This window comes from Micromonospora tulbaghiae, assembly GCF_900091605.1.
In the GTDB taxonomy this organism is placed as follows: Bacteria; Actinomycetota; Actinomycetes; order Mycobacteriales; family Micromonosporaceae; genus Micromonospora; species Micromonospora tulbaghiae.
Genome location: NZ_FMCQ01000007.1, coordinates 68,851 through 95,270 on the forward strand (window position 1 = coordinate 68,851; position 26,420 = coordinate 95,270).

Annotated in this window: 19 protein-coding genes; 13 read left to right on the forward strand and 6 right to left on the reverse strand. The window is 65.4% G+C overall.

Annotated features, from left to right (window positions below; translation table 11 throughout):
* Window positions 1-250: 250 nt before the first annotated feature.
* A complete protein-coding gene (locus GA0070562_RS20520; protein ID WP_338060917.1) occupies window positions 251-766 on the reverse strand; it encodes a phosphotransferase family protein in 516 nt (171 codons plus the stop codon).
* A gap of 672 nt (window positions 767-1,438) precedes the next feature.
* Here GA0070562_RS20520 and GA0070562_RS20525 point away from each other — a divergent pair.
* Window positions 1,439-2,557, forward strand: coding sequence for an IS630 family transposase (locus GA0070562_RS20525; RefSeq protein WP_254663835.1), 1,119 nt, complete (start codon window positions 1,439-1,441; stop codon window positions 2,555-2,557).
* Window positions 2,558-2,646: 89 nt separating this feature from the next.
* Here the strand turns inward: GA0070562_RS20525 and GA0070562_RS20530 are convergent, their stop codons facing one another.
* A complete protein-coding gene (locus tag GA0070562_RS20530) occupies window positions 2,647-2,820 on the reverse strand; it encodes a GntR family transcriptional regulator (RefSeq protein ID WP_254663847.1) in 174 nt (57 codons plus the stop codon).
* A 169-nt stretch (window positions 2,821-2,989) separates the two neighbouring features.
* Between GA0070562_RS20530 and GA0070562_RS20535 the strand changes: the two genes are divergently transcribed.
* The 11 genes from GA0070562_RS20535 to GA0070562_RS20585 all read left to right on the forward strand — a co-directional run bounded on the left by GA0070562_RS20535 (window position 2,990) and on the right by GA0070562_RS20585 (window position 19,337).
* Window positions 2,990-3,796: a hypothetical protein gene (locus tag GA0070562_RS20535; RefSeq protein ID WP_254663836.1), complete on the forward strand. Its 807-nt coding sequence runs from the start codon at window positions 2,990-2,992 to the stop codon at window positions 3,794-3,796.
* A 58-nt stretch (window positions 3,797-3,854) separates the two neighbouring features.
* Window positions 3,855-5,012 (forward strand): hypothetical protein, encoded by a 1,158-nt coding sequence (locus GA0070562_RS20540; RefSeq protein ID WP_091424772.1) that lies wholly within the window; start codon window positions 3,855-3,857, stop codon window positions 5,010-5,012.
* Complete coding sequence (locus GA0070562_RS20545; RefSeq protein ID WP_091424775.1) at window positions 5,009-6,523, forward strand: hypothetical protein; 1,515 nt, start codon at window positions 5,009-5,011, stop codon at window positions 6,521-6,523. Before GA0070562_RS20540 ends, GA0070562_RS20545 begins: the two co-directional genes overlap by 4 nt.
* Window positions 6,520-7,842: an AAA domain-containing protein gene (locus GA0070562_RS20550; RefSeq protein ID WP_139135473.1), complete on the forward strand. Its 1,323-nt coding sequence runs from the start codon at window positions 6,520-6,522 to the stop codon at window positions 7,840-7,842. The genes GA0070562_RS20545 and GA0070562_RS20550 overlap by 4 nt, the downstream gene beginning before the upstream one ends.
* 39 nt (window positions 7,843-7,881) lie before the next feature.
* A complete protein-coding gene (locus tag GA0070562_RS20555) occupies window positions 7,882-9,126 on the forward strand; it encodes a metallophosphoesterase family protein (protein ID WP_091424778.1) in 1,245 nt (414 codons plus the stop codon).
* Window positions 9,123-12,116 (forward strand): AAA family ATPase, encoded by a 2,994-nt coding sequence (locus tag GA0070562_RS20560; protein ID WP_091424781.1) that lies wholly within the window; start codon window positions 9,123-9,125, stop codon window positions 12,114-12,116. Before GA0070562_RS20555 ends, GA0070562_RS20560 begins: the two co-directional genes overlap by 4 nt.
* 345 nt (window positions 12,117-12,461) lie before the next feature.
* A complete protein-coding gene (locus GA0070562_RS20565) occupies window positions 12,462-13,772 on the forward strand; it encodes a hypothetical protein (RefSeq protein WP_091424785.1) in 1,311 nt (436 codons plus the stop codon).
* Between the two features lie 38 nt (window positions 13,773-13,810).
* A complete protein-coding gene (locus GA0070562_RS30010) occupies window positions 13,811-14,323 on the forward strand; it encodes a hypothetical protein (RefSeq protein ID WP_139135474.1) in 513 nt (170 codons plus the stop codon).
* The gene (locus GA0070562_RS20575) at window positions 14,320-14,904 is read left to right on the forward strand and encodes a hypothetical protein (RefSeq protein WP_091424792.1); all 585 of its coding nucleotides are present in this window, start codon (window positions 14,320-14,322) and stop codon (window positions 14,902-14,904) included. Before GA0070562_RS30010 ends, GA0070562_RS20575 begins: the two co-directional genes overlap by 4 nt.
* Window positions 14,905-14,916: 12 nt before the next feature.
* Entirely contained in the window at window positions 14,917-17,994 is a 3,078-nt protein-coding gene (locus GA0070562_RS20580; protein ID WP_091424794.1) for a coiled-coil domain-containing protein, read from the forward strand.
* Window positions 17,991-19,337, forward strand: a complete 1,347-nt coding sequence (locus GA0070562_RS20585) for a hypothetical protein (RefSeq protein WP_091424797.1) — start codon at window positions 17,991-17,993, stop codon at window positions 19,335-19,337. The genes GA0070562_RS20580 and GA0070562_RS20585 overlap by 4 nt, the downstream gene beginning before the upstream one ends.
* Window positions 19,338-19,716: 379 nt before the next feature.
* On the opposite strand, the gene GA0070562_RS20590 is transcribed toward GA0070562_RS20585, so the two are convergent.
* Together GA0070562_RS20590 and GA0070562_RS20595 are read right to left on the reverse strand one after the other, a co-directional pair.
* Window positions 19,717-21,417, reverse strand: coding sequence for a UvrD-helicase domain-containing protein (locus tag GA0070562_RS20590; RefSeq protein WP_091424800.1), 1,701 nt, complete (start codon window positions 21,415-21,417; stop codon window positions 19,717-19,719).
* A complete protein-coding gene (locus GA0070562_RS20595) occupies window positions 21,407-23,302 on the reverse strand; it encodes an ATP-dependent nuclease (RefSeq protein WP_091424803.1) in 1,896 nt (631 codons plus the stop codon). The genes GA0070562_RS20590 and GA0070562_RS20595 overlap by 11 nt, the downstream gene beginning before the upstream one ends.
* 126 nt (window positions 23,303-23,428) lie before the next feature.
* Here GA0070562_RS20595 and GA0070562_RS20600 point away from each other — a divergent pair, with 126 nt between their 5' ends.
* Window positions 23,429-24,052: a hypothetical protein gene (locus GA0070562_RS20600; RefSeq protein WP_139135475.1), complete on the forward strand. Its 624-nt coding sequence runs from the start codon at window positions 23,429-23,431 to the stop codon at window positions 24,050-24,052.
* A 249-nt stretch (window positions 24,053-24,301) separates the two neighbouring features.
* Here GA0070562_RS20600 and GA0070562_RS20605 read toward each other — a convergent pair whose 3' ends face one another.
* Entirely contained in the window at window positions 24,302-24,922 is a 621-nt protein-coding gene (locus tag GA0070562_RS20605; protein WP_254663837.1) for a GNAT family N-acetyltransferase, read from the reverse strand.
* A 2-nt stretch (window positions 24,923-24,924) separates the two neighbouring features.
* Complete coding sequence (locus GA0070562_RS20610; protein ID WP_139135476.1) at window positions 24,925-26,331, reverse strand: NsdA family TPR-like regulatory protein; 1,407 nt, start codon at window positions 26,329-26,331, stop codon at window positions 24,925-24,927.
* Window positions 26,332-26,420 lie beyond the last annotated feature (89 nt).

A 26,420-nucleotide genomic window follows, 5' to 3' on the forward strand; every position in this document is an offset into this window, starting at 1 on the left:
CCCACCATAGATACATGCAGCTAGGAAGCCCGTGGCCGGTTCAGCCGGTAACGGGCTTCCGCGCTGTTGCCCCTTAAATTGGGAGCAGATTGGGAGCAGGGCGTTCGGCCCTGGGGTCCGATCGCCGTGGGGGCGCCCGGCGGCGGCCTCGGGTTACCGGTCCGACCGGGCGCCGGCTGATGGAGGACTTGGAGCTAGCGGTTCCGGGTCCCATGTCACGAGGGTGCCGTCCCGCTATCGCTCATGTGCCTTACTGATGGCTGGCGGTCCGGTGGGCTGCCCACCCGCCGGTCCACGTCGCCAGGTCGTGTACCGAGCTTTCGGTGCTCTGCCGGGACTTGGCCGACCACTTGGATGCGTTCTTTGACGCGAAGTCGTCCAACACCTCGCGGTCGGTCACGGTCCATGCGGGAAGCTGCGTCAGCCACTCCTCTGCCTGTTCGGCGCTGTGGCCGCTGCCGATGAGCCACTGGACGAGCAATGCGAGTTCGACCCACGGAGCTGGCTTCGTTGCCCATGCCCAATCGACGATCCGTAGGCCGTGCGGAGTAACGATCAAGTTGGCCGGATTGAGGTCGGAGTGGATGAGTATCTCGCCGTCCATCGCCGGGTGTGCGAACCCGAGGCGGGCTGGCGGGGTGAACCATGACTCGCCGGGCGCGGGAGTCTCCTGGAGTCCCTTGAGTGCGACGGCGAGCAGATCGAGATCCGCAATGCCGGGTGACAGGTCGGGGTGGGGAGCGGCGAGATGCTCGGTTCCCACCACCAGCCAGCCATCGGAGTCGAGGTGCCACCGGACTGCGGGCGGGTGCCGGTCGATGGCCTGGGTTACCGCCAGCTCGTAGCGCAGTGGCCGAACGCTTAGCTCTCCAGAGGCCGCCTTGACGAAGACCTGACCGGCTGGCCCGGTGACCGTCGAGGCGATCTCCGCATAGTTCCCACTCGTAGCCGGGGCTACGCCGAAGGCTCCGCCGACCCGTTCGGCGATCCCTGTCGTGACACTCTCCGGCAGAGCGGTCGGAGTCGCTACGCATTGGTTCTCTTTCTGCTACTTGCCGGGCTGAGGCGGGTTCGGCGGACAGCAGACTCGGCCTGGCCACCCCAGATTCCATGTCGACGCGGTAGCCGGTGTCGTGCAATGCCGCGAGTGTGTAGGCGGTTAGCGAGCTGGCGCATCGCGGCCACGACCTGCCGTGGGTCGAGCCGTTCACCGGTGAACCGCTCCGCGCGCGCACCGCGGTGAAGGTGCCGTCCCGGTAAGCATTAGGCAACACCGCTACCAGTCAGCCCGGTCTAGAAGGATCGGGCGAGTGGGTCGGCCGAGGTCCCGGAAGCGGCCGTTCAGTCCGCTAGTGCCCTGACCACGAACGTTCACGGTGTTGGATGAACGCCGTCTGGCCTGTCGGCTGGGCGGGGTCGTGGCGGTCAGGCTGTGGCGGTGGCAGAACCCGTTCGTGTTCGGCGGCTCAGTGACCAGGAGGGTCAGCAGCTGCTGAGGATCACTCGTAGAGGTACCGGCTCGCCGATTCGGTTACGGCGGGCGATGGTCGTGCTCGCCTCGGCTGGTGGGAACACCGTGCCGGCGATCGCCCGCCTCGTTCAGGCGGACGAGGACACGATCCGGCAGGTCATCCACCGGTTCAACGAGATGGGGATGGCCAGCCTGGACCCTCAGTGGGCGGGTTGCCGTCCCCGCCAGATCAGTCCTGACGAAGAGCAGTTCATCGTTGAGACGGCCAGCACCCGCCCCGAGAAGCTGGGACGACCGTTCACCCGCTGCAGCATCCGCAAACTCGCCGACCACCTGCGCCTTCACTCGGCACGCCGGGTCCGCGTGGGGCGGGAACGGCTGCGGCAGATCCTGCACCGGCACTCCATTACCTTTCAGCGGACCAAGACGTGGAAGGAGTCCACCGACCCGCACCGGGACACCAAACTCGCCCGGATCGAGTACGTCACCAGCCACTTCCCCCAACGTGTGTTCGCTTTCGACGAGTTCGGCCCTCTGGTCATCCGGCCGCAGGCCGGCACGGGATGGGCGCCGGCTGGGCACCCCCACCGGCTGCCCGCGAACTACCACAAGCTGCACGGAGTCCGGCAGTTCCACGGCTGCTACTCCGTCAGCGACGACCAACTCTGGGGCGTCGTCCGACGCCGCAAGAGCGCCGCGAACACCCTCGCCGCGCTCAAGTCGATCCGTGCCTCTCGCCCGGACGGGGCGCCGATCTACGTCATCCTGGACAACCTGTCCGCGCACAAAGGCTCGAAGATCCGTGCGTGGGCGGCCCGGAACAAGGTCGAGCTCTGCTTCACCCCGACCTACGCCTCCTGGGCCAACCCGATCGAGGCTCAGTTCGGGCCGCTACGTACCTTCGTCATCGCCGGATCGAACCACCCCAACCACCCCGCGCTGACCCGGAAACTGCAGGCCTACCTGCGCTGGCGCAACGCCAACGCCCGCCACCCCGACGTCCTGGCCGCCCAACGCCGCGAACGCGCCCGCATCCGCAGCGAACGCCAACGACGCTGGGGCCAACCCGCCACCCGCGCAGCCTGACCCCAACGCCCTGAACGTTGGTGGTCACAGCACTAGGCATGCCGCTACGGCCCTGCCCACTCTCGCCGGCAGGCCGGGACGGGCAGGGCCTACGGCTTCCGCTCGGCGACGTAAGAACCGCGACCCGGCAACGTCACGACCAGATCGCGCTCCCGAAGCAGACACACAGCCGCCGGGACCGGCTGGCGCGGCTTGAACTTCCCGTCCTCGATCTGCTTGGCGAGAAGGTGTGCGAGCTGGATGTAGAGCGCCACTGGAGACATCTCGTCAACCATGAGGCGGACTTTTGGACCCGCGCCTGGGCATCGGGCTCGGATCAACGACGCCGCGCCGGACGGCCCCACCTTTAGGTGCACACCGCGGGGCGCGACACACCCGACACCGAGTTAGGAAAATGCTGGAGAATCCTGGAAGCGTGTTAGGGTCATCGCTGTGGCCGACAAAATGATCGACGAGCTAGAGGTGCGGATCGCAGACCTGCGGTCCCGTGTGCGCCGTGCGCTCGCCGATGGCGACCGGGCGGCGGCTATCGATCTCCGCGCTCAGCTACGCGAAGCCGAGTACGCCTGGGACGTGGCGCTCCAGGAGCTTGCACCGATCCAGCCGGTGCGAGCGACGTCGGCGCTGCCGGGGGCAACGTCGTTGCTCCCGGTCCGTGAACAGGTACACCAGGTGCTAACGCTGCTGACGGTGGCTTCGGCGCCGAAAATGATCGTCGCGGTCCATGAGGCGTTCTTCTCCGGTGACCTCGTCGCGACGCAGTTGACTAGCCTGCGGCGCGACGAACGGAACTCCTTCGAGACGTCACCCCATGCCCGGCCGTATTACCTGTGCAACGCCCTGACCGCCGACCGGCTGACCCCGGTTCGGGCGCTGGTGGCCGTGTCGTCATGGCCGCTGGACCGGCGAATGATCGGGCCGCTGTCCGCCCGCGTCGATTTTCTTACCGCAGCGATCCGCATCGGCGAGCACCTGGACCGGATTGGCGATCCCAGCCCCCAGGCCCGCCGGTTGTTGTGGCGCTTCGCGAGCAACATCCCGGGTGCCGCGAGCCCGTTCGAGGCGGCCGAACCGACGTCCGTTATCTCCGCCGCCCGGGCGGAGCTTGAGGTTCACGATTCCGAGGACCGGCGGCACCGCGAAGCGGCCGGCCAGCGCGCACGCAAGCAACTCGGCGAGGTCGAGCAGCTCTTCGGCGCACAGCCGATGGGCATCCTCCGCTCGGCATCGCCCCAGTAACTCCACCGGTGGTGGCGGCCCCGCGAAGGTCGACACCGCCCCGTTTTAAAGGATCGGTATGCTAGGCATCGACGAACGTCTTGCCGCGATCCGGGGGTCATCGGACCGCAAAAGGCACAACGCGCGCACGCTTGCCGCGCTGACCACCAACCCTGGCTGCGCTCGACGAGCGATCCTCGACGCCGCAGGGGTCCATAAGGACAAGATCGCTGCCCGGGTCGGCCACCCCACCGAGATCGGCAAGATGTCGAAGATCGCGGTCCTGCGCGGGACCTTCTTCGAGCAGCAGGTCAAGGCTGAGGGCGGTGCCGAAATGCTGCGCCTGCTGCGTGCCGAACTCGGCCTGCCGATTGAGCAGGCGCACTACGAGGACCTCGGTGCCGCCGAGGTCGACGCAACCGATCCGCGGTCGAAACGCGAGCAGAGCAACGAGAGTCGCTACCAGCTGACCAGACAGGCCATGCGGATGACCGCTGGGTCCGGGCCAGACGCGGGAACGATGTTCGCCAGCCCCATGCTCAGGATCGCGTTTGGAGGCGTGTGGGTGTACCTGGAACCTGACCTGGTCGCATTCCAGATCGGCGACAAGTTCCACATTGTAGAGATCAAGTCCTTCCCGATCATCGACGAGGTTGCGGATCCCGGCAAGGTTGCCGGCGCGTTGCGGCAGGCGGCGGTGTACGTCATCGCGCTGCAGAACCTCATGGAAGAACTCGGTCGCGGCCGCGACCTGGTCTCGCCCGAAGTACTCCTGGTGTGTCCCAAGGACTTCACCAACCAGCCCACCGCTGCGGTGCGTAACGTGCGAAAGGAACTGGCGGTCATCCGCCGACAGCTCGAACGGATGGACCAGGTCAGGGAGATCCTCCGGGCGGTACCGCAGGAGGTCACTTTCGACCTCGCGGCGGACCGTCAGGGACGGCCAACCCGCTCCCCGGCCGATCTCAAGCGGGCCCTGAATCAGATCCCCGCTCGGTACAGCCCCGACTGCCTGAGCAACTGTGAGATGGGCCGGTTCTGCCGAAGCGAAGCACGCGGCAGTACTAACGTGCTCGGCCGGACTATCCGTGAAGACCTCGGCGGCGTCGACTCCACCAGCATGGCCGTCGCGCTCGCCACCGGGCGCCTGCGGCCCACCGACGACCTCGAGGAAACCGCGCACCTGCTGCGCACCATCTACACGATGCGCGCCGACTGCCTGCAGGGGGCGTCGTGAGCGGCCTGACAGCCATGGCCCGGGTGTTAGCCGCCGAGACCGGGACCCGGCAAGCCATCTGCACCTTGCGGCACTTGCACGTGGCGGCGCGCCCGATCGTGCTGGTGCCGATCACCCTGGCCGGCGAGACGAACGCGCCGCTGGCCGTGCTCGTCGGCGACGACCGCGACCGACCGCAGCTCATCGTGACCAACCGCCCACGAGTGCGCGAGGAACGCCTGCGTTTCGCTGAAAGACTCGGCGCAGAACTGCTGCTCCCGATTGCCAACCTCGCTCGCCGAACTGAGGTCGTGCCGACGACGCGTCGCACGACGACGGTTCGCCGCCGCGCGGTCGAAGCCCCGCAGATCTGGGTTCCGAACCCGGCGGGCGTGGAATTCCTGCGGCTGCTCGGCCGGATGACCCGCTTCCGGTCCACGGTGGGGCAATGGGCGGTAGCACCCTCCGTACCGACTCTGGGCATCTGGGCGACCTGGTTCGCCGAGCAATCGGAGTTCGCGGACTCGTCCGTCCTGGTGGCGACGACGCAGGCGCTTACCGCCATGTGGGCGACCGGCCAGAGCGACCTGGAGGACGGTAACCTCGCTGCGCTGATGGCCTGGATCGATCCGCCCCCCGGCACGAGCGCGGCGGACGCCGCGGCCCGCGCCGAGGACACCATCGCGTTCCCGCCAGCGGGTCCCGCGACGGATCCTCAGTTCGACGCGGTTGTGCTCGAACCCGCGTTGCGCGATCTTGATGCCGCTCCTGACGACCAGGTACGTGAGCGAGTCCTGGCGCGCCTTGCCTCAGGCCTACGCGATCAGATGCAGCCGACCTGGGACCGCGTCTGGCGAGCGATCGACCTGCTGGATGCCGTTCCCGCCGCACCGCATGTCGCGGTCCGCTGGGAACGGGACCGCGAGCGGTTCTACGCTTTCGCCGACTACTTGAACACTATCGGGCTGCCGCAGGCCAGGCAGGATGGCGCCGTGCGTGGGGCGAGACGTCTGACCGACCTGGAGGTCCGCAAGTCCACGTTCGACGCGCAGCGCGCCTACGACGACGCGCTCGTCATGGCGGAGTACCGGCTCTCCGGGGAAGCGTTCCGTGGCATCGTCGTCGATGCTGACGCCGACCGTGTGGTACGGCCCTCGTCACGCCGGGTTCGCCGTCCACTGATCACGGTGACCACCCGCGACCCTGCGCGGCTGGCCCCCGGTGACCGCGAACTCCGCGATCCCCAGAGACCCACGCAGGAAGCCGCGGTGATCGACGTCGAGTCAGACGGCGCCCAGACCCGCATTCGCTTAGAACTCAGTGGTGGCCTGGGATCCGGCACCACCGGCCCAGCACCATCTGGCAGTGTGCCCGCTGTTGGCGACGTCGTCACCTACACCCGTCTCAAGGCCGGCGGCTACACCCATCGCGGAACCTTCCCGAACCGGGAAGACACGCCGTGGACCCATGGTGGCCCTCCCGCCGAGTACTACGTGCCCACCTCTCACGACGCGGCGGAGGACTGGTCGTGACCTCACCCGCCGCGGACGCCGAAGCTGCATTCCAGCGCATCATCGCCACGTTCACCTCCTCGGCTCAGCCTGGCGTCGTGGTGGACTCACCTCCGGGCGCGGGCAAGTCAACCCTGGTGGTCAGGTCATCGACGCAGCTCGCCGCCGACGGAGAGCCGGTCATGGTGGTAGCCCAGACCAACTCGCAGGTCGACGACCTCGTCGCCCGTATCGCGCGGCGCGCGCCCACCCTGCGCATCGGCCGGCTTTCCAGGGCCGACTACGTTCCGAGCCCCGACGTGCAGCGACCCAACGTGCAAGTCTCCTCTGACATCCGCAAGCTCGCCGACTGCGCGATCATCGTCGGCACCGCCTCCAAGTGGGTGTGGGTGACCGAGGGTCGCTGGCCGTGGGCCATCATCGACGAGGCTTACCAGATGAGGTCGGACCTGCTGCTGCGTATCGCAGCCCGGTTCGACAGGATCCTGTTCGTCGGCGACCCCGGGCAGCTCGACCCGTTCTCCACCGTCGAGACCAACCGGTGGGCTGGTGTGCCGTGGGATCCGATGCAGAGCGCCGTCGCGGCACTACTTCGCAACAACCCAGACACCCCCCAGGAGCGGCTCCCGGTGTCCTGGCGGCTGCCACCTAGCGCCGCACCGATCGTGCAGCGCGCCTTCTACCCGTCCACCACCTTCACCGCCGGCACTGTGCCTGAAGAGCGCAGTGTGCATCTTCCGGTGGCCGGAGTCGGGGCTGCGGCTGTCGACGAGGTGATCAACCTGGCTAGCGAGACGGGCTGGGGCTTCTACGAACTCCCCGCGCGCAACACGATCCGGACTGACGCCGAGGCCGTCGCCGCGACGGCGGCCATCGCGGCGCGGCTGTTGCAGCGGGGCACCGAAACCGTGTGCGAGGAAAGCCCCGGCGGCCGTCGGCTCACCGCCGACCGGATCGCCATCGGTGCGGCGCACCGCGACCAGGTCGCGGCCATCGCCAGGGCACTTCGCGCCATCGGCGGAGCGGCAAGCCAATGTCGGGTGGACACGGCCAACCGGCTCCAGGGCGCCGAATTCGATATGACCATCGTGCTGCATCCCCTGTCCGGACGCCGCGACGCAACCGCGTTCCACCTGGAATCCGGCCGCCTGTGCGTCCTGACCTCACGGCACCGGCACGCCTGCATCGTCGTCGGCCGCGCAGGAATCCCCGAACTCCTCGACGCCCATCCATCGGTCGAGCCAGTCCACCTCAAGTCTCTGCTGAAGTTCCCCGACGGCTGGGAGGCCAACCAAGCCATGCTCGGCCACCTCGGTCAGCACACCGTTCCCGCGCTGTAAACCCCTTATCGGCATCGCCTTTGAGAACCCGGAGAACCCATGCGCCTGTTGCATACCTCCGACTGGCACGTCGGACGCACGACCTACAACAAGTCCCGCCACCCCGACTTTGTCAAGGTCTTCGACGAGATCATCGAGATCGCCCGCACCCGGCACCCGGACTTGATCCTCAACACCGGCGACCTGCTAGACCATGCTCGCGTCTCACACAGCGACATCAACCTCGCCGCCTCCTGCCTGGGCGAATTGAGCAAGGTCGCACCCGTTGTCGTCGTCGCCGGCAACCATGACTCGGCCATGCTCCTCGACGCGTTCAACCTGCTTCACGCCGGTGACCAGATCCACTTCGTCACCACCCCCCGTGGCCGCAAGGGCGACTACTTGACCTTCCCCGGCAGCGACGGCATCACGCTTCGGCTAGGCGCGCTCCCGTTCGTCAACACCTCCCGAGCCATCGACGTCTTCGACGACCCGGCGCAATGGGCAGGCGACTACCGGCATCGCATCGCCGCGATCCAGAACCAGATTGCCGAGCACCTGAACCACGACCTCGATCCACAGAAGACCGTCACGGTGTTCGCCGCCCACCTGTTCGTCACCGGTGCGGGACTCGGCGGTACCGAACGCGAAGCACACGTCAGCGGCGACTACGGCACCCACCCAGACGACATGCCCCACGTCGATTACGCCGCGTTCGGCCACATCCATCAAGCCCAGCAGCTCCCCGGCCCCGTCGCTGGCCGGTACGCCGGATCACCGCTCGCCCTCGACTTCGGCGAAGCCGGACAGACCAAGAGCGTCACACTGGTCGACCTCGCACCCGGCACGCCAGCCTTCATCGAGGAGGTGCCGCTGCGCGGTGGGCGAGCGCTACGAACCTTCACCGGGACCCTCAACGAGCTGGCAGCCGCCGCCGGCGAGATCGAGGACGCCCTCTGCGTCATCGAGATCAACACCGAGACACATGACCCGGTGCTCTCCCAGCGCGTACACGAACTGCTGCCACGGGCGACCGTCTTGCAAATCCGGCAGAACGCGGCCGATGGACGTGCGTTCCCATCAGTCGTGCTACCCGACATGCCGACAGCATCCGGTGATCTGCTCGAGCGATTCATTACCTACATCGCCGATCAGAACACCTCACCGGCACCCGCCGATCGTGTCATCGCTGTCCTGGCAGAGCTGCTAGATGCCCACGCCGAAGACCGGGAGCCAAGCTTCCCACAGGAGGCGCTCCTGCCGACGGGCGCCTCCACGAGTGCTGACAGAGGGGGTATGGCATGAAGCCCCTCGTCCTCACATTCAAAGGGATTCGCTCCTACCGCGGCGAGCAGACCATCGACCTGAGGCAGCGCACCCTCGTCGGCATCATCGGGGAAACCGGCGCCGGTAAGTCGTCCGTCCTTGAAGCGCTGCACTTCGCGCTCTTCGGCGACTGCACCTGGGAAGCCCCCACACACAAGGTCCTCATCGCCGACGGCGGGGACGGCACCCTATCGGTCAAGCTCACCTTCACCACCGGCAACCGCACTTGGATCGTTGAACGCTCCATCTCCCGCGACCGAGCCACGTCCGTCCACCGGCTCATTAGCCAGGACGACGGCACGATCGTGACCGGACGGCGCGCCGTCGATAAGCGCATTCGCGAGATCATCGGCATGGACCAAGCAACCTTCACCAAGTCGGTGATCCTGCCCCAAGGCCGCTTCGAGCAACTACTGCACATGTCGCCCGGCGAACGCGCCGGCGTCCTGAAGAAACTGCTCGGTCTCGACGACCTCGACACCATTCGTGACCTCGCACGCACACGCCACGAACAGCTACTGCCACTGCTGACCGAGCTGACAACCCGACGCGACGGCCTTGAAACCGACCCACGCGCCGCCGTTGAGAACGCCGAGAGGCGACTACGTACCGTTCAGGCCAAGCTGGTCCGGCTGCGCAGCATCGCCAGGACCGTTGCAGCGGCCAGTGCCAAGCACACCACGCTCGCCGCCGAACGCGACAGCATCGATGCTGCCCAGGGACGGCTTCGACAGGAACTCGGCGGGCACGACCTCGCCGGTGTCGCCACGCTGCAGAACCTCGCGCGCCAGCTAGATGACGAGGGTCGCGCGATCAAGGAACGGCTTGCGCCAATCGAGCGCGAGATCGATGAACTCACCAACGAACTCGGCGACCGCAGCCCCGGACGACCTGAGGCTGACGCCGCCAACAACGCCCGGATCTCGCTCACCCGGATCGCCGAGCAGTTGCAACAGATCACCGAGTTGCGTGGCAGCGTCCAGGACGCCGCAGCCGGCATTTTCGAACGCGAAGCTGCCGTCGAGGCGTTGACCCAAGCCGTAGACGAGGCAGACAGCAGAGCCGAGGCCGCCCACAAGGCCAGCACAGAACAGGCCACCGAGGCTCAAAACGTCAGCGCCTCGAACGCCAAAGCCACCAGACTTCTGGCAGAAGTCCGGTCGGCGGCCAAGGGCGTGTCCACCTACACCGAGCGGGTTGAGAACCTTGACCGGCGTAGGCAGGCGGCCAACGAAGCCCTGACTCACGCGCAGGCAAACTTCGGCGATCTCGGCCGGCGACTGGACGAAGCCAACAGCCAGCAGGCTGAACTGCAGCGTCTCAACTCAGCCGCACACGCCGCCGAGGGCCTCGGCCCAGGCGACACCTGCCCCGTCTGCTCGCACTGCATCGATGCCGACTTCCAGCCACCGGCGACCGCAGAGCTGACCACGATCAACAAGGTGATCAGGGAGCTCAAGAAGCGCCACTCCGCGGCGTTGCAGGCGGTGTCCGACGCCAAGGCGGAACAGGACCATGTGGCCAAGGAACTGCCCGAGGTGCAGATGGACCTCGACACTGCCAGGCGCACCTATGCCGGCAGCCTGGTCACCCTCACCGGAGTCCTCGGCGAATTCAAGGTCGATGACGATGACTCCGTCATCCTTTCCACGACCATCAACGCTGCCATGAAGGCTCAGGAGCGCGCGGTGGAGGCGACACGGGAGCGCACAAGGCTCCAAACCGCAGCTGCCGCCCAGCGCGCGACCGCCACCGCCGCCGCCAAGGAACTCAAGACCCAGACCGATCACCTCGCCAGCCAGCGCCGAACGATCGACGCCCACCTCGCTGCCGTCGAAGCGGCACGTAAGCAGCTGCCAACCCGGTACCAGCCAGCCGACACCACCGACACCGCCATCGCCACCGCAGCCCAAACAGCACGCCTCGATCACGAGCAGCAGGCGCGCCACACCGAACGTCTCGGCCAACTCCGCGCAGAGGTCGCCGCCGCGAATACCGACCGCACGAAGCTCGGCAAGCGATACGACCGCACCGTCCGCGGACCGGCCGCCCAGCACCGGCAGCGCACCCAGACGCTGCTGCACCACCACGACACCCTCGCGGATCTACTCGCCGTCGGCCACGCCGACGCCGGTGACCCGGCCGCCAGCATCGCCGATCAGGCAGCCTGGACTAGAGCTTCAGCCTCTCGGATAGAGGACCTTCTCAGCATCGCCAACAAGCGCATCGAAGAACTCGCCACGGGCATCGCCGAAACCGAGGCCGGCATCGCCGCGGCCATCGCCACCGCGGCTACCAACGGACGCGACCTGTCCGAGGCACTAGAACACGAGATCGGGCAGGAGGCCCTCGCCAAGCAGGAGCACGCCACGCTCACGACGCAAATCGCGATGGCCGACGACCTCCAGCGCCGTATCGAAGCGACCCGTCCCCACGTTCAGAGCCTCAAAGTGCTCGTCGGCCTGCTCAGCGACGCCAAGTTCATCGGTCACATAGTCGCCGATCGCCAACGTGCACTGCTCGCCAACGCCAACGCACTACTCGGCGACATGAGCCGCCGCCAGTTCGCCTTCGCCGACGATTTCCAGATCTTCGACGCTCACACCGGCCAACTGCGCGATGTCAAGACCATGTCCGGCGGCGAAACCTTCCAGGCGAGCCTGGCCCTGGCCCTCGCCCTCGTCGAGCAAACCGCCCTCAACGGGGGCCGCGCCGAAGCGCTCTTCCTCGACGAGGGATTCGGAACTCTCGACCGATCCGCCCTAACTCACGCACTCGACGCGCTGCAAAGCCAAGTTCAGGCGGGACGCCTCGTCGTCATCATCAGCCACATGCGCGCGGTGGCCGACTACGTGCCCGACCTCCTGCTCGTCGAGCGCGGCCCGGCAGGCAGCACGGCGCGATGGGCCAGCGACCGGGAACGCGCTGATTTAGCCGAAGAGGACCTGTACGGCGGGCTACAGGAGTAGCGCCCACAGGAGCGGTGACCGGCCGGCCACCGCAGAAAAGCAAACCGGTGCCTTGCCATCACCTCCAGCGGGGTTGCTGGTGGTGACGCATCTGATGGCGGTGCGGTCGGGCGACCACGCATGATCCGGGCTCGCCCGCTCCGCGCTGTCCGGCTCGACGAGGGGTCGTACGCCTGCTGGATGGCTTAGTCGCAGCTGGTCGCCAGACGTGGTTCGAAAGAGGAGCTGGTCCAATGACTGAACAGCAAGCAGCATCGCGCACGGACGTGAATCCCAGCCGCATCTCCTGCCGTTGCCCTTGGCGGTACGTGTGGCCATGTCGGACCTCTTCGATAGCGTCCATCCATGACTAGCGGCCCGGGCTTCTTCGAGGTAGTACCGACCCACGACGGAGGTTTGGAGATCGCAGATGAGTCCCTAGCGCCGTTTGAGTTCACCGCGGCGCGGCCATTTAGGTCCCCGATGGCGGGGCAGGCGGCGGCCGTTTTGTCTCCGCTTCTGCGCCACGCCAACGCGGTCGAGGATGACGTCCGGGCGCATGATGCAAAGCTCGCCGTCCTTGCGGTTCTCGCTGACCGCGGGGGCGTCGGCCAAGAGGTGTCGCACATCTGCGACGCACTGTCCTCGAGGTTCTCCCGAGCCATGGTTCGAGACGCGCTGCGAATGATGTTGGAGGCTGGCACGATCCAGCGGGCTCGTAAACATGATCCGCGTGTGACGCCGACCCTGCAGGCTGCTCTGGCGCTAGCACTTGTGCCGTCGTTGACCGATGTTCGGGGTCATCGAGGCCTGCTGGAGATGTTCGACCGGGCCCGATCGCGTCTAGGCGCGGGAGTTGAGGTGACTCGCACGGACCTCATCTCACTGCGGCGGATCGTGGCGATCTACACCTCGGACGCGCGGCGGGTCGCCCGCGAAGGGTCCGTTGATGAGGTTCTCGCGCACACCGCGATGGACGAGGCCGCGCTGAAGCAACGGTTCGCCTCGCTGAGCCAAGATGTCGAGCGCATCGGCGACCTACACGCCGAACTCAGCGGCCTGAGCACGGCCATGTGGAAGTACATCGAAGCCGCCGGGGTGCTCGCGTCGCGTGTGTTCGGCACTGGCCGGCGCTTGACCGACGCGCGCCTTCTTCCGGTCGGGGAGTACCAACGGGCGATGCGCACCGCCAGCACGGCCCGGCTCGCGGCCGTGTTCGACGGCATCCTCTTCGACGCTCCACCCGTATACGTCGACGTGGATCTCGCCGCGGAGGTAACTGTTGAAGCAGTCGGCGACAGGGCGCCAGACGTCATACCCGAACCGGTACTCGACGACGGGACCGAGCCGGACGGCCTCACCATGATCGAACGGTGGCGGCGCCGCGCCGACGACCTCCTAGTCGACCAGCAGAGCATCGACCTGGTCCGCCACCTACAGACCCAGATCTGGCCCGGACCAGCCGTCACAACGTCCGAACTCGTCGCGTTGTCGGTGGTAGACCGACGCTACTCCCTCACCCGCACCGAGGCGCTCCTCGTCTCCCCGACAGCGGACGCGTCGATCCTCACGCCGACGGTCCTGTCATACACGCCGGACACGGCACCACCGGTACCCGAGATGCGTACGGAGATGAATGACCCCATCATGGCCCGGACGGGCGGTGAACAACCGTGACGGAGGGCCCATCAACCACTGCTCTTCTGTTCGCCAGAATGCGGCTGCAGGGTTATGCACCCCTTGGCGATGTCGGCTTGGCCGAAGCGGAGCGGGTGGCTGAATTGATCGGGCGCACGGTCGGCCACGTTGACACCGCTGACGGGCATACCTTGACGCTGGGATGGCCGACGGCCTCCGAACCCGCACCGAATCGGCGGGCACCGCGGCTCGTACGACGGGAACTACGAGAATCCGCCGTCCGTACGCTGGTCGTCGCCTACGCGATGCTGACCGACCCGCGCCGTACGCCGTCACACAGCGAGCTTACGGCGGTGACGGTTGCCAGGGTCGTGGAGCAGAGCGACGCGCTGTTCGGGACATCGTCGTGGACTACGTCCGCGCTGCGCCGTGACCTGCTGAATGCTCGACTGCTCGCCGCAGTCGAAGTGGACCTGGTGACGTTGGGGCCGGCAGCGTTGAGTTGGGGCCGCTACCAGCGCCAAGCCCTGGACCTGGCCGCGTCCCGCCTATACGCGTCGCCGCTTTGGATCGAGGTGGCGTCGGCATGACGACCTTCACCGACGAGGACCTCGTCTCTGTCATCCAGGCGCTGGAAGTCACGACCGAACCGTTGTCGTCCGCGGAGTGGTCGCTGCTGGGCGATCCTGACGCCAGGGCGGAAGTCGACCGGCGCCTCGGTGCCGCCGGCCGCCAGTTGCTGACGATATTGCCGCCCGGTGCACCCGATGGCCCGCCACGGTACATCTCTACCTGGCGGGACGATGTCGCCGACGTGCTTCTCGCCGACGGCGCACAACCGTTGTCGGAGCTAGACCGCGCCGTCCTCGCGCTCGTCCTCCTTCAATCGGTGATCATCCCGCAGGCGGCTGGTTCCACTCCGGGACACGGCCTGACCACCGGGGTGGCGGTTGTGGCCACCGAGCTCCGCCAACCAGGTATCGACGGGCGCGGCATCGACGCGGGGGACATCGATGAGGCGTTGACCCGGCTACGGGCATTGACCCTGATCACGCGAGACAACCGGCCCGGGCCCGCATTCGGTCGGCTCAGCCCACGGCAGCAAGATCGCCTGTGGGGCAACATCTTCGAACTCGTTCGTCCATCCACCGCGAATGTGCATTCCCGCTGATCTGGAGCGCTCATGACCATCACCCAGGACGTCTTGCTGCCCGCAGACTTAAGCACTGCCGACGGGATCATTGCCGGGCGGCTGCTGCAATCGGTCCAACTTCTGCGGGTCGCCCGGCACACCGGTCATGTCATTCCGATCGCCGGCGGCGGCATCACCGTCCTGTCCGGGCGAGGGCCCGGCGGGGCCTCTAACGGCGCCGGGAAGAGCAGTCTCGCCGAGTCGGTCTTGCTCGCCACCGCCGATAGACAGTGGACCCGGGGAGGCGCTAGCGCCAAGGCGGTCGGACTGCTGTTCAGCGAGCAGGACGCCCAGCAGGGGGCCGGCACCCTCGGCAACGCCGCTTACGGCTACATCATCACCATCTGGATGCACGCCAACGATGCCACCTACGCACCGCTGAGCGTATGGATGCGCATCCAACGCGAAGGCCGCGACCGGCTCCAGGTTCGGGTTCTCGACGGTGTCTGCCTCGCGCTCGGCAACAGCGAACACGAACGCCTCGCCCACGCCGACCGTACCTGGGAGGGGAGCCGCGGACGGGAGACGTACGGACCCGGCTACTACGGCCCCGCACTGTTCGGGACCGCACCTGGAGCAATCGGCTACGTGCGTAACCGGGGAGCGGACCGCACACCCGACACCGGTCTCCTCGCCGTCGTCGACGGCATGCGGTTCACTCCGACGAGTCTCGCCCGGGAACTTATCGACTTGTGCGGCGTCAGGCAGCTCATCGTGGAGGAACAGCGGCAGCGCCGCCAACACTTCGACCTCGAAGCACAACAGGCTGCAGAAGACGCCGACGACCGCCAGCAGTACGCGATCGAGGAGAGAAGACTCGACGCCATCGTCGCCCGCGTCCGCGCCCGCGAGGTCCGTGACAGTGCCAGAGACATGTGGCGGCGCTATCTCGCCGTCGGCGTCAAGCACTACACAAGCCGGCAAAGCTCCCTGCAAACCAAGCTCGCCGGCCATATCGCGTCCCTCAACTCCCAACGTGAACAGCTCGAAGCCTTCAAGCGCCTCGCCGACGGCACCGCAGTGCGGGAGGCCGCGCGAGCGGTAACAGAGGCCGGCACTGCCCTCAAGCCCATCAAGGAGCAGTACGACAAGCTGACCGACCAGCGCAACATCCAGCGCATCACGGTGCAGCGAATCTCGGCGGAACTCGTGAAGCTGGATCCCGCGGTTCAGGCCACCGAAGGACACAGCCGCGACCGTGCCGCTGCAGCGCTCACCGACCGGCGCCGCATTCGCGACGACGCCGTCGCCGGAGTAGCAGCCGCAGAGAAGACGCACGCAGAGGCGCGGGTACAGCTCACGCATGCTCAAGCCGGCCTTGCTGGAACCGCTGGAGACCACACCCGATCCCTCCGCGAACGTGGCATTTCCGCGGCACCGCTGATGGATCTGGTCGACCTCGCTGAGGACCAGCGCAGCGAGTGGGAACCACGCCTCGCGCTGCTAGCCGACGCGATCATCGTCGAGGCCGTGACCGACGACGTCCTGCCACTCGTGCCGGCGGGCACCGTGCTGGTTGAGATCGGACGATCGCCTGATGGCCTGGACCCGCGCCGACCGGATGGCCCCGGCACCCATCCCCTAGACAGGCTGCTTGCCGACCTCAGCCGCCGCTGGCGCCCGCGGAAAGGGGTAGTGGCCTCCCTCGTTGATGCCACTGGTGTGGTCGTTCGCGGCGCCTACCCTACGGCCCAGACCGGTCGCGCTGGGCGATTGTCCGCAGCCCGCGACGCCCTCGCCGCCGCGCAAGAAGCACACCGCACCGCAGCCGCTGAACTCGTCGCCGCCACCGACGCCCAAGAGATGGCGCAGCGGCTCCTTGACGCCTTCGCCGACGCCGGACGCCACGCCGAGCTTTGCGGGGAACACGACACACTTATTGATCAACTTAAAGCTGGTGAAGAGAGTTACGAGCAGGTGAGGCACGCCCACGATGATGCGGTCCAAACTGCCGCTGACGCTACATACCAGTTCAACCGTCTCATGGGCGAGCAAAGGGACGCCCAGAACCAAGTGGACCAGCTGACGGCCCGAATCGACAACGTGGACCGCGAACGGCAGGGCGCACTTTCCGAACTAGCAAGCCTGCCCCTCGACGGCTTCTCCACCGCCTATCACGCGATGTCGCCCGAGACTGATGCCGACACGCTTGCTGCCGGGGCACCTGCCATGGGCACCCTTCGCAACCAGGTCGCCGCGCGCATGCGCGACGCACTCACCGCACTCCCGGACCAAGGGCTGATCGCCGACTCCACATACGGACCTGCCGTGGCACTCACCGAATTCGCCACCTGGTGCGCCGCGCCCACAGACGAACTCCTGCCAATTCCGTTCGACGAACTCGTCGCTGGCTTCGACCGTTGGCTGGAGATCCAAAGCGACGGCGACGAGGCTGAACGAGAAAACATCCAGACCCTGCGCCAAGAGCGGCGCCAGCGCATCGACGCTGTCAACCGCCGCATCGCCAATAACATCGACCTCGCCGACACAGCACGCACCAATGCTAAGAACGACATCAAACGCAAGCTGGGAGAGGTGCAGAAACAACTGCGTCAGATGTGGTTGCGAGCCGGACGCGCCGAGATCAACCTACACATCACTCACACCGAACCCTCAAGCCCAGACGAGCCACTGACCTGGCACATCGACCTCAGCTGGCGTACGCATTCCGGCGAGCCGTTACGCCGCTACACGGACAAGATCAACACCGCTGAGTTTGTGCTTGTCCACACCATGCTCGCCGCTGCGGCCCTGTCGTGCATTTCCAACCCACACGGTCGCCTGATCGTCATTGACGAGTTCGGCCAGAACCTTGACATGGTCAACATGCCCGCCGTCGTCGACGTGCTCAGCCACATCGCGCAGCAATACGGACTGACCGTCATCCTGGCCTGCCAGGACATCGCCGCGCCCTTGATCACCCGACAAAGCGACATCCTCGTCGAGGTCCAGCACGTCTCCTCTAGCGAAGCTCTTAACCGTGCACCGTACGTGACGGGCCACCACGCTGATGCGGACGTAGTGCGGATGCTCGCCGACGGTTGGGTCAGCGGAAGGCCCGTCCTATGACCGACGCAACGCAGCGCAGCCAACGGTTTACGGACAAAGAGTCAGTCGAGAACCTTGAGGGAGTGCCCACCGGGTTTTTGGCCTACCCGGTATACCTCTGGAGGGTCGCCCAGGACGGCACCCCCCTCGAACGCGTCGACCGCCGCGCCCGCGAGTTCGTTCTCCGGCCGCGCAACATCCCTGCCGATGAGGTCATCCGCGCCGTAGTTCGCGCAGCGCCGGAACGTCTCGACATGGTCCGCAGAGGTTGGGCTTATCTGAGACGCCGACACAATACCGAGGCGGTTCCGCTCGCCGTCGGCCTCGCCAACGACGGGCTCGTCGAACTCACCGTCGCGGCCAACCGAGCCAACATCTCGGTCCTGGGAACTATCAGCGGCTGGCAACCTACCCCGCTGATCCAGGACCTTCTGGACCAGAACCTTGCCCTCAACGCCCAAGTTCGAGAAACCACGACCGCGCACGCAGCCGCTGCCGCGGCAGCCCTGCGCAACGCGGGCCTGAAGTGCGACACAAGCAGCCTGCTCGCCGCCATCGATACGGCCACCGCACGACCACGAACGAACACCCGCATCGTCGCCACCCTCACCGCAGCGGCCGAAGCTCTGTCCCGAGGTGACATCTACGCAGGCAGGCGAGCCTTCAGCCAGCGCCACTTCGACGACTCTAAGGAGATCGACGTCGACCAGATTCTGGCCGACGCCGGCGTCAGCAACGACATCCGCCAACAGCTTGGCGTCTACCGGTACGGCACCATCGACATCGCTGGACCGATCACCGTAACCAGCCGCGAAGATCCCGACGCAACCGCTTGCCTCCGAGGACTTCCAGGGCCGTGGAGCCTTCCTGCCGACCTGGAGCGACTGTCCCTCACCTGCAACGGTGCAGTCCTTCTCGTCATCGAGAACAAAGATCCAGCCCAGCACCTCAGCAGAACGCGCCCCGACGTCGCCGTGTGGTACCTCTCCGGCTACAGCGGGCCCACCCAATTGCAGATGCTGAAAGAGTTGGCAACAACCGCTCGCGAGACCATTGCAATCACCGACGCGGACGCCCACGGCGTCATGATCGCGAGCCAAGTCCTGTCGGCGGTCAAAGATGCTCGGATTGCGGACTTGGGAACTCACCCCCATAAGCCCCGCAAACGGCTAATGGACAAGGCTGCAGCCGCCGCCCTACTCGGTGAGCTCATTGGCGACGAGACTGCGCCGTCATCACTGCGCGAATTCGCCCGCTCAGTGATGATTCGAGGCTACGACGTCGAACAAGACGACATGACCGACGCAGCATTGGACCTTCTACTTCCTCAAGAAGGCCTGCCGACGGAACTCTCCAACTCGTGAATCCAGACGTAGTGCTGGGAATCCAAAGGGCCGGAACCTGGATAGAGGTCGACAGGGTAAACCCCGCAGAGGTTGGCGGTGCCGCCCCTCGTTGCCCTTGAAGGGCGGGCCCGCCCAAGTCTTGCGCATCGTCGGATAGGCGGCGCTTGGCCATCCAGTTCTACCGCATAGGCGGCACGTACCAGGGCTTGGCCGCGGAGGTCTTGAGGACGCCATCGACCAAGCTCCGCTTACTTCTGGCAGCGAAGCGACATACCAGGTCGCGAGCAGCTACACCTAGTGACTCCTGTGCGCTCCGGCACGTACGTCGCCCAAGAGACGATCGTCGGCGACTAGTCATCCGGGAAAAGTGTAGCTCCTCTCCAGAAGAAAGGGCAGATCACGATGTCAGCGGCGGCTGTGTGGCGTGGCGGACGATCACGACGTGATGTCGCGCCCGAGTGATGGCTACACGTAGAAGGCGCCTGCGCGCACGTATGTCGCTATCGGAGGAGGATGGATCGATAAGTTGGTCTCGACCGAACTTCGTCTCAGCGATGATCACACCATCGAACTCCTTGCCCTTTGACTTGTGCATGTTCATAAAGCTGACGTGGGCTGCTTCCTCGAAGCGGTTCTCGTCGATCATCCTGTTCGCCAAGACCCGTCGCACGACAGCGGCAGCATCGATATAGGCGTTTCCGTCCCAGGTGTCGATCAGCGCCCGGCCGATGGCGTCGGTGGCTTTCAAGAGTCGCACAAGGCGTGCCTTCGCGAACAATTCGCTGAGCTCTGCCGAACCCGTGAGGCGTGCCCTGGCAAGCTGCCAGTCCTGCACGGGGTTGCCGCTGAGTTGGATTCCTTCCGCCTGAGCCTTGAGTAGCACCGTGGCGGTCTTCGCCCGGATCGTCGTGTTTGACTTCAGAGCAGTCAGGGCGCGTTCAAGAGTCCTAACGGTGGATTTTGCGCCGGAGGTTTTGGTGGCTTTCACTCGAAAGTAGTCACATACCGCCTCCAACGTTGCGAGTAACGCGTCTTCGTGTCGCAGGCCTGGCCATTCCATGATCGACGCGACTGCGTATGCGGCAGTGGACGCTAGGTCTTGATCGAGATGCAGTTCGTGTTCAACGGCGGGATAGACGGTGCCGTTGATCTCAGCGTCGGTTGAGACGGCTTCGGACAACCGGCCGACGAGGGCGTTGGTGGGCGCCAGCACTGCGATCGTCGGCTCTGTGTCGAGCTTCTTTTGGAGATAGTCTCGAAGTGCTATTAAATACTGGTGGATGCGGGTTTCGACGGAACTCGGCCATGTGTATGTGCCGATGGTGACGTCGTTTGGTACGGGTACTGTAGGATCATTATTCAATACGGCGTTCGCATATGCGAGTAAGCCGTTTCCTGGGCTCCGATGGTTGTCCTTGGACAGGTCGAACGATCTAGGGTTCAAGAAGTCCATGGCGTGTTGGATACGCAACTCATCGACGCCTGGCACGTAATCAAAGATCCGCTGGTCCGGGTCGGCGAGGCAGATGATCGTCGAAGCATGGCTGAGCGCCTTGATGGCCCGCCATTGGTCTTCGTTGGTGTCCTGGAACTCGTCGACGATGACGGTCGGGTAGGTGTCGCTGTACAGCGCGGCAAGCTTTGGGTATTCCTCGAACAGGGTGGCAGCGGTCCAGGCCAGGAGGTCGAAGACGTATCGCCCTTCCTCTTGGGCCATGCGTAGCGTTTCGACTGTCCAGTCGCCATCGAAGTCTGCTCGTAGTTGATGTTCGCGATCGGGCGTGATAAACGCGGATGGCAAACCGGTGCGAAGTCTGCCGTGGCTTTTGACGACGTCCATGAAGAAGGCGTGGAAGGTGCGGACTTCGAGTCGTTGACGGACACTTCGGTTGAGCAGGCCTGACATCCGGTCGGTGATCTGCCGGACAGCGGCACGAGAGAAGCTGAGGAAAAGAACTTTCTGCTCAACCTTCAGTTCGGCTACGCCAGCCTTCGCCTTGAGCAACGCGATCGTGGTCTTGCCACACCCGGGGCCGCCACTGATCAACAGGTGTCCTTCCACGGCAAGAATGGCAAGACGGTCATTGTCAAGATCCATGCGCTTGACCGTCAGACTCCTCGGTGGTGTCCTCGCCGGAGCTTCCCTCAAGCGCCTGGTTGATCTTCACCAAGAAGTCGACGAACGAGTGCGGAAGCTCTGCGCGTGTCCCACATTCGCCTATCAGCAGCGACGCGTACCCGTCGAGCGCACCTTTGCGCTTCTTGAGCAGACTCAGCGTGAGTTGCCTGACGTCGTCGTCGTTGGCGTCCGAGGCCAACGTTCCGCACTCGGAGGGATAGTCGGACCTCGTGGCGACGTTGAGACAGAATCTGCGCTGCACCTGGACCGGGATCTCAGCCACCAACAGCGCTTCAACGCCGGCATACGAAATCTGCTGGTAGAGCGTGAACTGACTCGTCTTCGCCTGCTGGTCGGGCGACAAGGGCTTCGTCGGTGTGTCGTGTATGCCGAAGACAGGTTTGCCCATCGCGCTGAAGACCGGCGCGTACAGCGGCACGGAGACGTCGTTGCCGGCGTCGAAGAAGGTGAGGCCGACCAGGTCGGGATGCTGGTAGCCGGCACTCTTGTCCTGCTCAAGGACGTCGGCGGCGACGCGGAACGCGACCGCTTCGGTCGCGCCTTCGACGACGCACACCGCTCGGGCAAGGACCGCCTCGGCGAACTCGCGCTGCTTGCCCTTGTACTTCTTGATCTTGTAGTCGGGCGGCAGCGCGATTGGGCTGCCGCTGAGGTCGCCGGCGTCGTCGCGGGAAACAGCCACCACATGATCCGGTTCGAACATCTCGATCACGTACGGCGAATGGGAGGTGACGATCACTTGATCCATCTGCTCAAGCGCGAAGCGCACCAGCCGTCGTTGCGCGTGAGGGGGCAGGGCAATCTCCGGCTCCTCCATCGCGAAGATCACCGACTGGTCGCCCTTGAGTTTAGCGATGTAGGTCAGGAGCGCGAAGACAAGAAGGTTCAGCGACCCGGTGCTCAGTCGGTTGAACGGCACCGCATATGTCCCCGGCTGGGGTGAGACGAACAGCTTCAACACGTCCCGCAGATGCTCGCGGGTGAGATCCGATACGTGGACATCGACGGCCGAGCCGTGATCAGTGAGGGTGACGAACTGGCCGATCAGCTCTCGGACTTCAGTTCGGATCTTGGAGAAGCCGGAGGTGCTGTCGGTGACCACGACCTCTGCCACGTCGCGGAGCGCACGCTCCCAGAGGGAGGCCTCCGCGCCTTGGGCTTCGAGACGGACGATGGTGTCGAGCAACGATCCCCGTTGGAAGCTGAGGGCTCGGCTACCGGTCCGGTTGGCCCTGAGGTAGAGGAAGCCGCACAGCCTCTTGTCATCTCGCTTGAAGGGCCTGAGACCCTTACCGAGGTCATCGGCGAAGTCCGAGAAGTCGTCTGGCACCGTCTCTGGGTAGGCAAAGTAGGTGGCGCCGACGAAGTCGTCCTCCTCAGGGTCGAAGCGGCCTAGGAAAACGACGGGCAGGCACCATTCTCCCACGTCAGGGCGTTGGGCATCGCTCTGAGCGCCGTGGTCGATGCCCGCCGGGATGTCGCTCGCAGGCGACAGCGCACCAGGTACGACCAGGTCGAGGAGTTGCCTCGAGGTAGGTGACCATACCCTCAGATGGCTACGGAAACGGCGGGTCGCCTCCTCCGACAGATCCGTCAAAATGACCTCAATGCGGATCTCGGGGGTGCTGCCGTCCTCGAGCAAATAACGCCCGCAATGAAAGTCGTGCTCCTCGATGATGGGACGCCGCGCCAGTCGCTCGGGCCCGAGCACCAGGTCCAGCGCATCACAGATCGTGGACTTGCCAACGCTGTTGCCGCCTACCAGGAGCGAGTTTCCGTCAAAGAGCACGGTGCCCTCCCGCACACCGCGGAAGTTCCGGCACATGATTCGACTGACCTTCACTCGGCCTCCCCTGCTGTCACGTTGGCTACATCTGGCTCATCGGCATGTCCCGCCTAGATCGGTCCGTGGCTCAAGCCGCTGCGGAACTCGGTGGTCTGCCAGCGGTGCGCGACATATAGTCCGATCGTGTCAAAGACGAACAAGATTGCTTTCCGGTTCGCCATCGACAGTGGACCGTCTACTGGGCTTGGCTGCGGCTCTTGGCGGGTGTGGACCAGCAAGAATAGGGAGGATACCTACATCGCCGACCGCGGCCTAGGGGGCACTTGGAAGATCTCCCTGCATGGCGATGTCGCGTGGCGGTACGCCGTCACCTCCGAGCACATGCGGGACGCCGAAAAACCGGTCCTGCCTACAGACCACGACCGGGCGCCATGGAAGTTCACCCCGCCATCCTTCACGGACGGCCGGCGGCTGTCGTTCTTCATCGCGGTCACCCGCGGCGCAATGCTGCCCGAGACACCTGATCCAGCCGCCGCGCCGATTCTCGTCGAGGACCGGTGGGACCGGATGAGCATCGCTGAGGTATGGATGACCGAGCCCGGCGCTGGGCTCACCGACTCCCACACGGTCGTCGGAGGACCGCTGCCCCTACCAAGCGGCCGGCAGGTCTGGGTCACCCGGCGCATCGTGCCGGTCCATGGCGAACCTGAGACCGGCATCGTCAGCGCCATGGTCGAGCCGATCACCCACGACATCGCCGGCGTTTCCACCCCAGGAGTGATCATCCGCGCGGTCCGGCTTGGCTAGGCTCGGCCGCTCAGACCGAGACTCGGGATCCGCGCCGCCGCCATCCTGGCCGTATCGCCGGGCAGCCGTGCCGACACCATAGATACTCTTATCGGTACACCTTCTGTAGTCATAATTGTCACTATGTGCGGTGGCGCCAGCCTGATGGGAGGTTACAGCGGACGAAGCGTTGCAGGACGTGTCACCACGCGCTTTAGCCGTGGGCTCACTCGGCTGATCGGTCGCCGCCGCCAGACGCCTGGCCTGACCTCACCCACGCTGCCCCGCTCGACGCATGCCCTGACCACCGCCCGCATCTCCGTCCTGCTGCGACTCGGTCAAGTCGAGAATCATCGAGTCGTATACAGGAGCGTCATCGAAGGGTTGAAGTTCGCCGATCATTTGCCAACCCCAACTGCGGTATGCGGCCTTGGCGGCGACATTGTCAGGCAGTACGAGTAGCGTTGCTCGCTCCTCGCTTGCCTCCTCAATGAGGGCATCATGCAACTGTCGGGCGATCCCGCGACGTCGCCATCTCTTTCGCACCATGATTTCGTTGAGGGCAAACGTTCTGGTGCCGGTTTCAACGAGTGCCTTCGCATCCACGGCGGATCGCAACCCTTGCCACCACCGCGATTCCGCGGGCAATGTATAACCCAAGGCATATCCGACCAGCGTTTCGTCGACCTTGCCGGCAACAGCCCGAAACCCATTCCTTGTGGCGTAGGCCGTTAGCCGACTCCAGTATGTCTCAGAGGAGAAGAAGGGATCATTAAGCTGCCCGTCATATACCTCTTCGTAAACCTCGATCAGCTCATCCCGATATTCATGGAAAGACTCTTGTTCCAGCTTTCGGATTTGCACAGCAAGAATCTTCTCGTCCAACTCCATGGTCACATCTTTCGGTATCGATCGAGGAACGAGTCGACTTCGGCAACGCCCTGGTGGGCTGCGAAAAGTTGCGACAACTTCGCCATTTCTGTCGAGACTCGTGAGCTTGCCACTTCGCCAACCATGTCGTTCAGTGCGGCATGCGCTGCGCCGGCCGCACCTTCCGGTTCACCCTGCAGGAGGCGTGCATGGGCGAGCCGGACGCGGTACAACGCTCGGTTTCGTGCGTAACCGTCGCTGTAGCCGCTGACAGCTGCGTCGAGCAACTTCTCCGCGCGGACCGGCCTGCCGAGCGTTAGCTGGCACGTGCCGTGGAGCCCATCGATCTCGGTGTGGCTCAGGAAGGAGCACCACTCTGCGGCTGGCTTCTCGCTGTCACGGTCGACGATCCTCCGTGCGTTCGTGAGGGCGGCCTCGGAGCCGCGCGCATCGCCGGTCAGCGATGACGCGACGGCGAGACGCAGCCAGGGGATGGCGGCTAAGCGCGGATGCTGATTGATTGTAGGTACCTGCGCGGCGGATGAGGCGAAGCGGAGGGCCTCTCGCGGTCGGTTGAGTGAGTTGGCCTGACCTGCCAGGTAGGTAAGGGCTGCCGTTTCGACCTCTCGATCCTGCGCTTGTCGCGCCAGGATCAGCGCTTCTGTGAAGCGTGTACGGGCGACGACATGCTCGCCCGCGTCGAGGGCGAGCCATCCGGTGCACATCTCCAGACGGGCGGTGACCTTGAGGAGCCGGCTCTCCGTGGGGGAGGAGTAGGAGCCCTGTTCCAGCATCGAGTAGCCGTCACGGACTTTGATGGCGGCGGCCTGCCATAGGCTGCCGCCGCCGATCTGATAGTCGAGGCTGTACAGATGCCTCACGCTGCGCTCCAACGGCACCACGTCCCCGACACCGATCTTGCGCGCCCGGCCGTTGCTGAAATCTGGAAGACGCTTCTCGGCGCCTGCCATAGCAGCTATCACGCCTAACGTCACTACTGCCCGTCGCCTCACATCACCCGACGTTACGCCTTGCGGCTGCGCTAGCGTTTCGCCAGTTCCGTCCGGTAGTGAAGCGGCGTCCAGGACTTGGCCGTCATGATCGGCGGAGACCACTGCGTGAGTACGCCGTGGGCTGTAGAGGCCGAGATCGGCGTCACTTGCGGCGCCAAGCACGAGTCGTAGCGCGGCACGTCGCTCTTCGCTGGGCCATCGGTGCTCTCCGCGTTCCAGCTTGCCGATCCAACGGTGGTCGACACATTGGGCGGTGAGGTTGCGGTCTGGGTAGAGCTGGGCCAGGGCGGTGTTGACGGCGTCGGCCAGCTCAGTCCGGGACATGCGCTGTCCGGGTCGCCGTGGTGACGGCAAGCCCGCGCGCCTCGCGGCAAGCTGCGCGTTCGGCGTGATCAGCGTGTCCGGATGACGAGGCACCGACACACCCTTCCCCGTCGACTTGACTGGACTCACGTGAATCTGCGGACTCGCCGGTACATCCTCAGTCGCGGCCCTGTGGACATCGC

What these genes read in the sequence shown, in the direction of transcription:
- GA0070562_RS20530 (WP_254663847.1), bottom strand. Translation starts at nt 2,820, where the DNA reads ATGTCTCCAGTGGCGCTCTACATCCAGCTCGCACACCTTCTCGCCAAG.
- GA0070562_RS20540 (WP_091424772.1), top strand. Translation starts at nt 3,855, where the DNA reads ATGCTAGGCATCGACGAACGTCTTGCCGCGATCCGGGGGTCATCGGAC.
- GA0070562_RS20555 (WP_091424778.1), top strand. Translation starts at nt 7,882, where the DNA reads ATGCGCCTGTTGCATACCTCCGACTGGCACGTCGGACGCACGACCTAC.
- GA0070562_RS20560 (WP_091424781.1), top strand. Translation starts at nt 9,123, where the DNA reads ATGAAGCCCCTCGTCCTCACATTCAAAGGGATTCGCTCCTACCGCGGC.
- GA0070562_RS20565 (WP_091424785.1), top strand. Translation starts at nt 12,462, where the DNA reads ATGACTAGCGGCCCGGGCTTCTTCGAGGTAGTACCGACCCACGACGGA.
- GA0070562_RS30010 (WP_139135474.1), top strand. Translation starts at nt 13,811, where the DNA reads ATGCGGCTGCAGGGTTATGCACCCCTTGGCGATGTCGGCTTGGCCGAA.
- GA0070562_RS20575 (WP_091424792.1), top strand. Translation starts at nt 14,320, where the DNA reads ATGACGACCTTCACCGACGAGGACCTCGTCTCTGTCATCCAGGCGCTG.
- GA0070562_RS20580 (WP_091424794.1), top strand. Translation starts at nt 14,917, where the DNA reads ATGACCATCACCCAGGACGTCTTGCTGCCCGCAGACTTAAGCACTGCC.
- GA0070562_RS20585 (WP_091424797.1), top strand. Translation starts at nt 17,991, where the DNA reads ATGACCGACGCAACGCAGCGCAGCCAACGGTTTACGGACAAAGAGTCA.
- GA0070562_RS20590 (WP_091424800.1), bottom strand. Translation starts at nt 21,417, where the DNA reads ATGGATCTTGACAATGACCGTCTTGCCATTCTTGCCGTGGAAGGACAC.
- GA0070562_RS20605 (WP_254663837.1), bottom strand. Translation starts at nt 24,922, where the DNA reads ATGGAGTTGGACGAGAAGATTCTTGCTGTGCAAATCCGAAAGCTGGAA.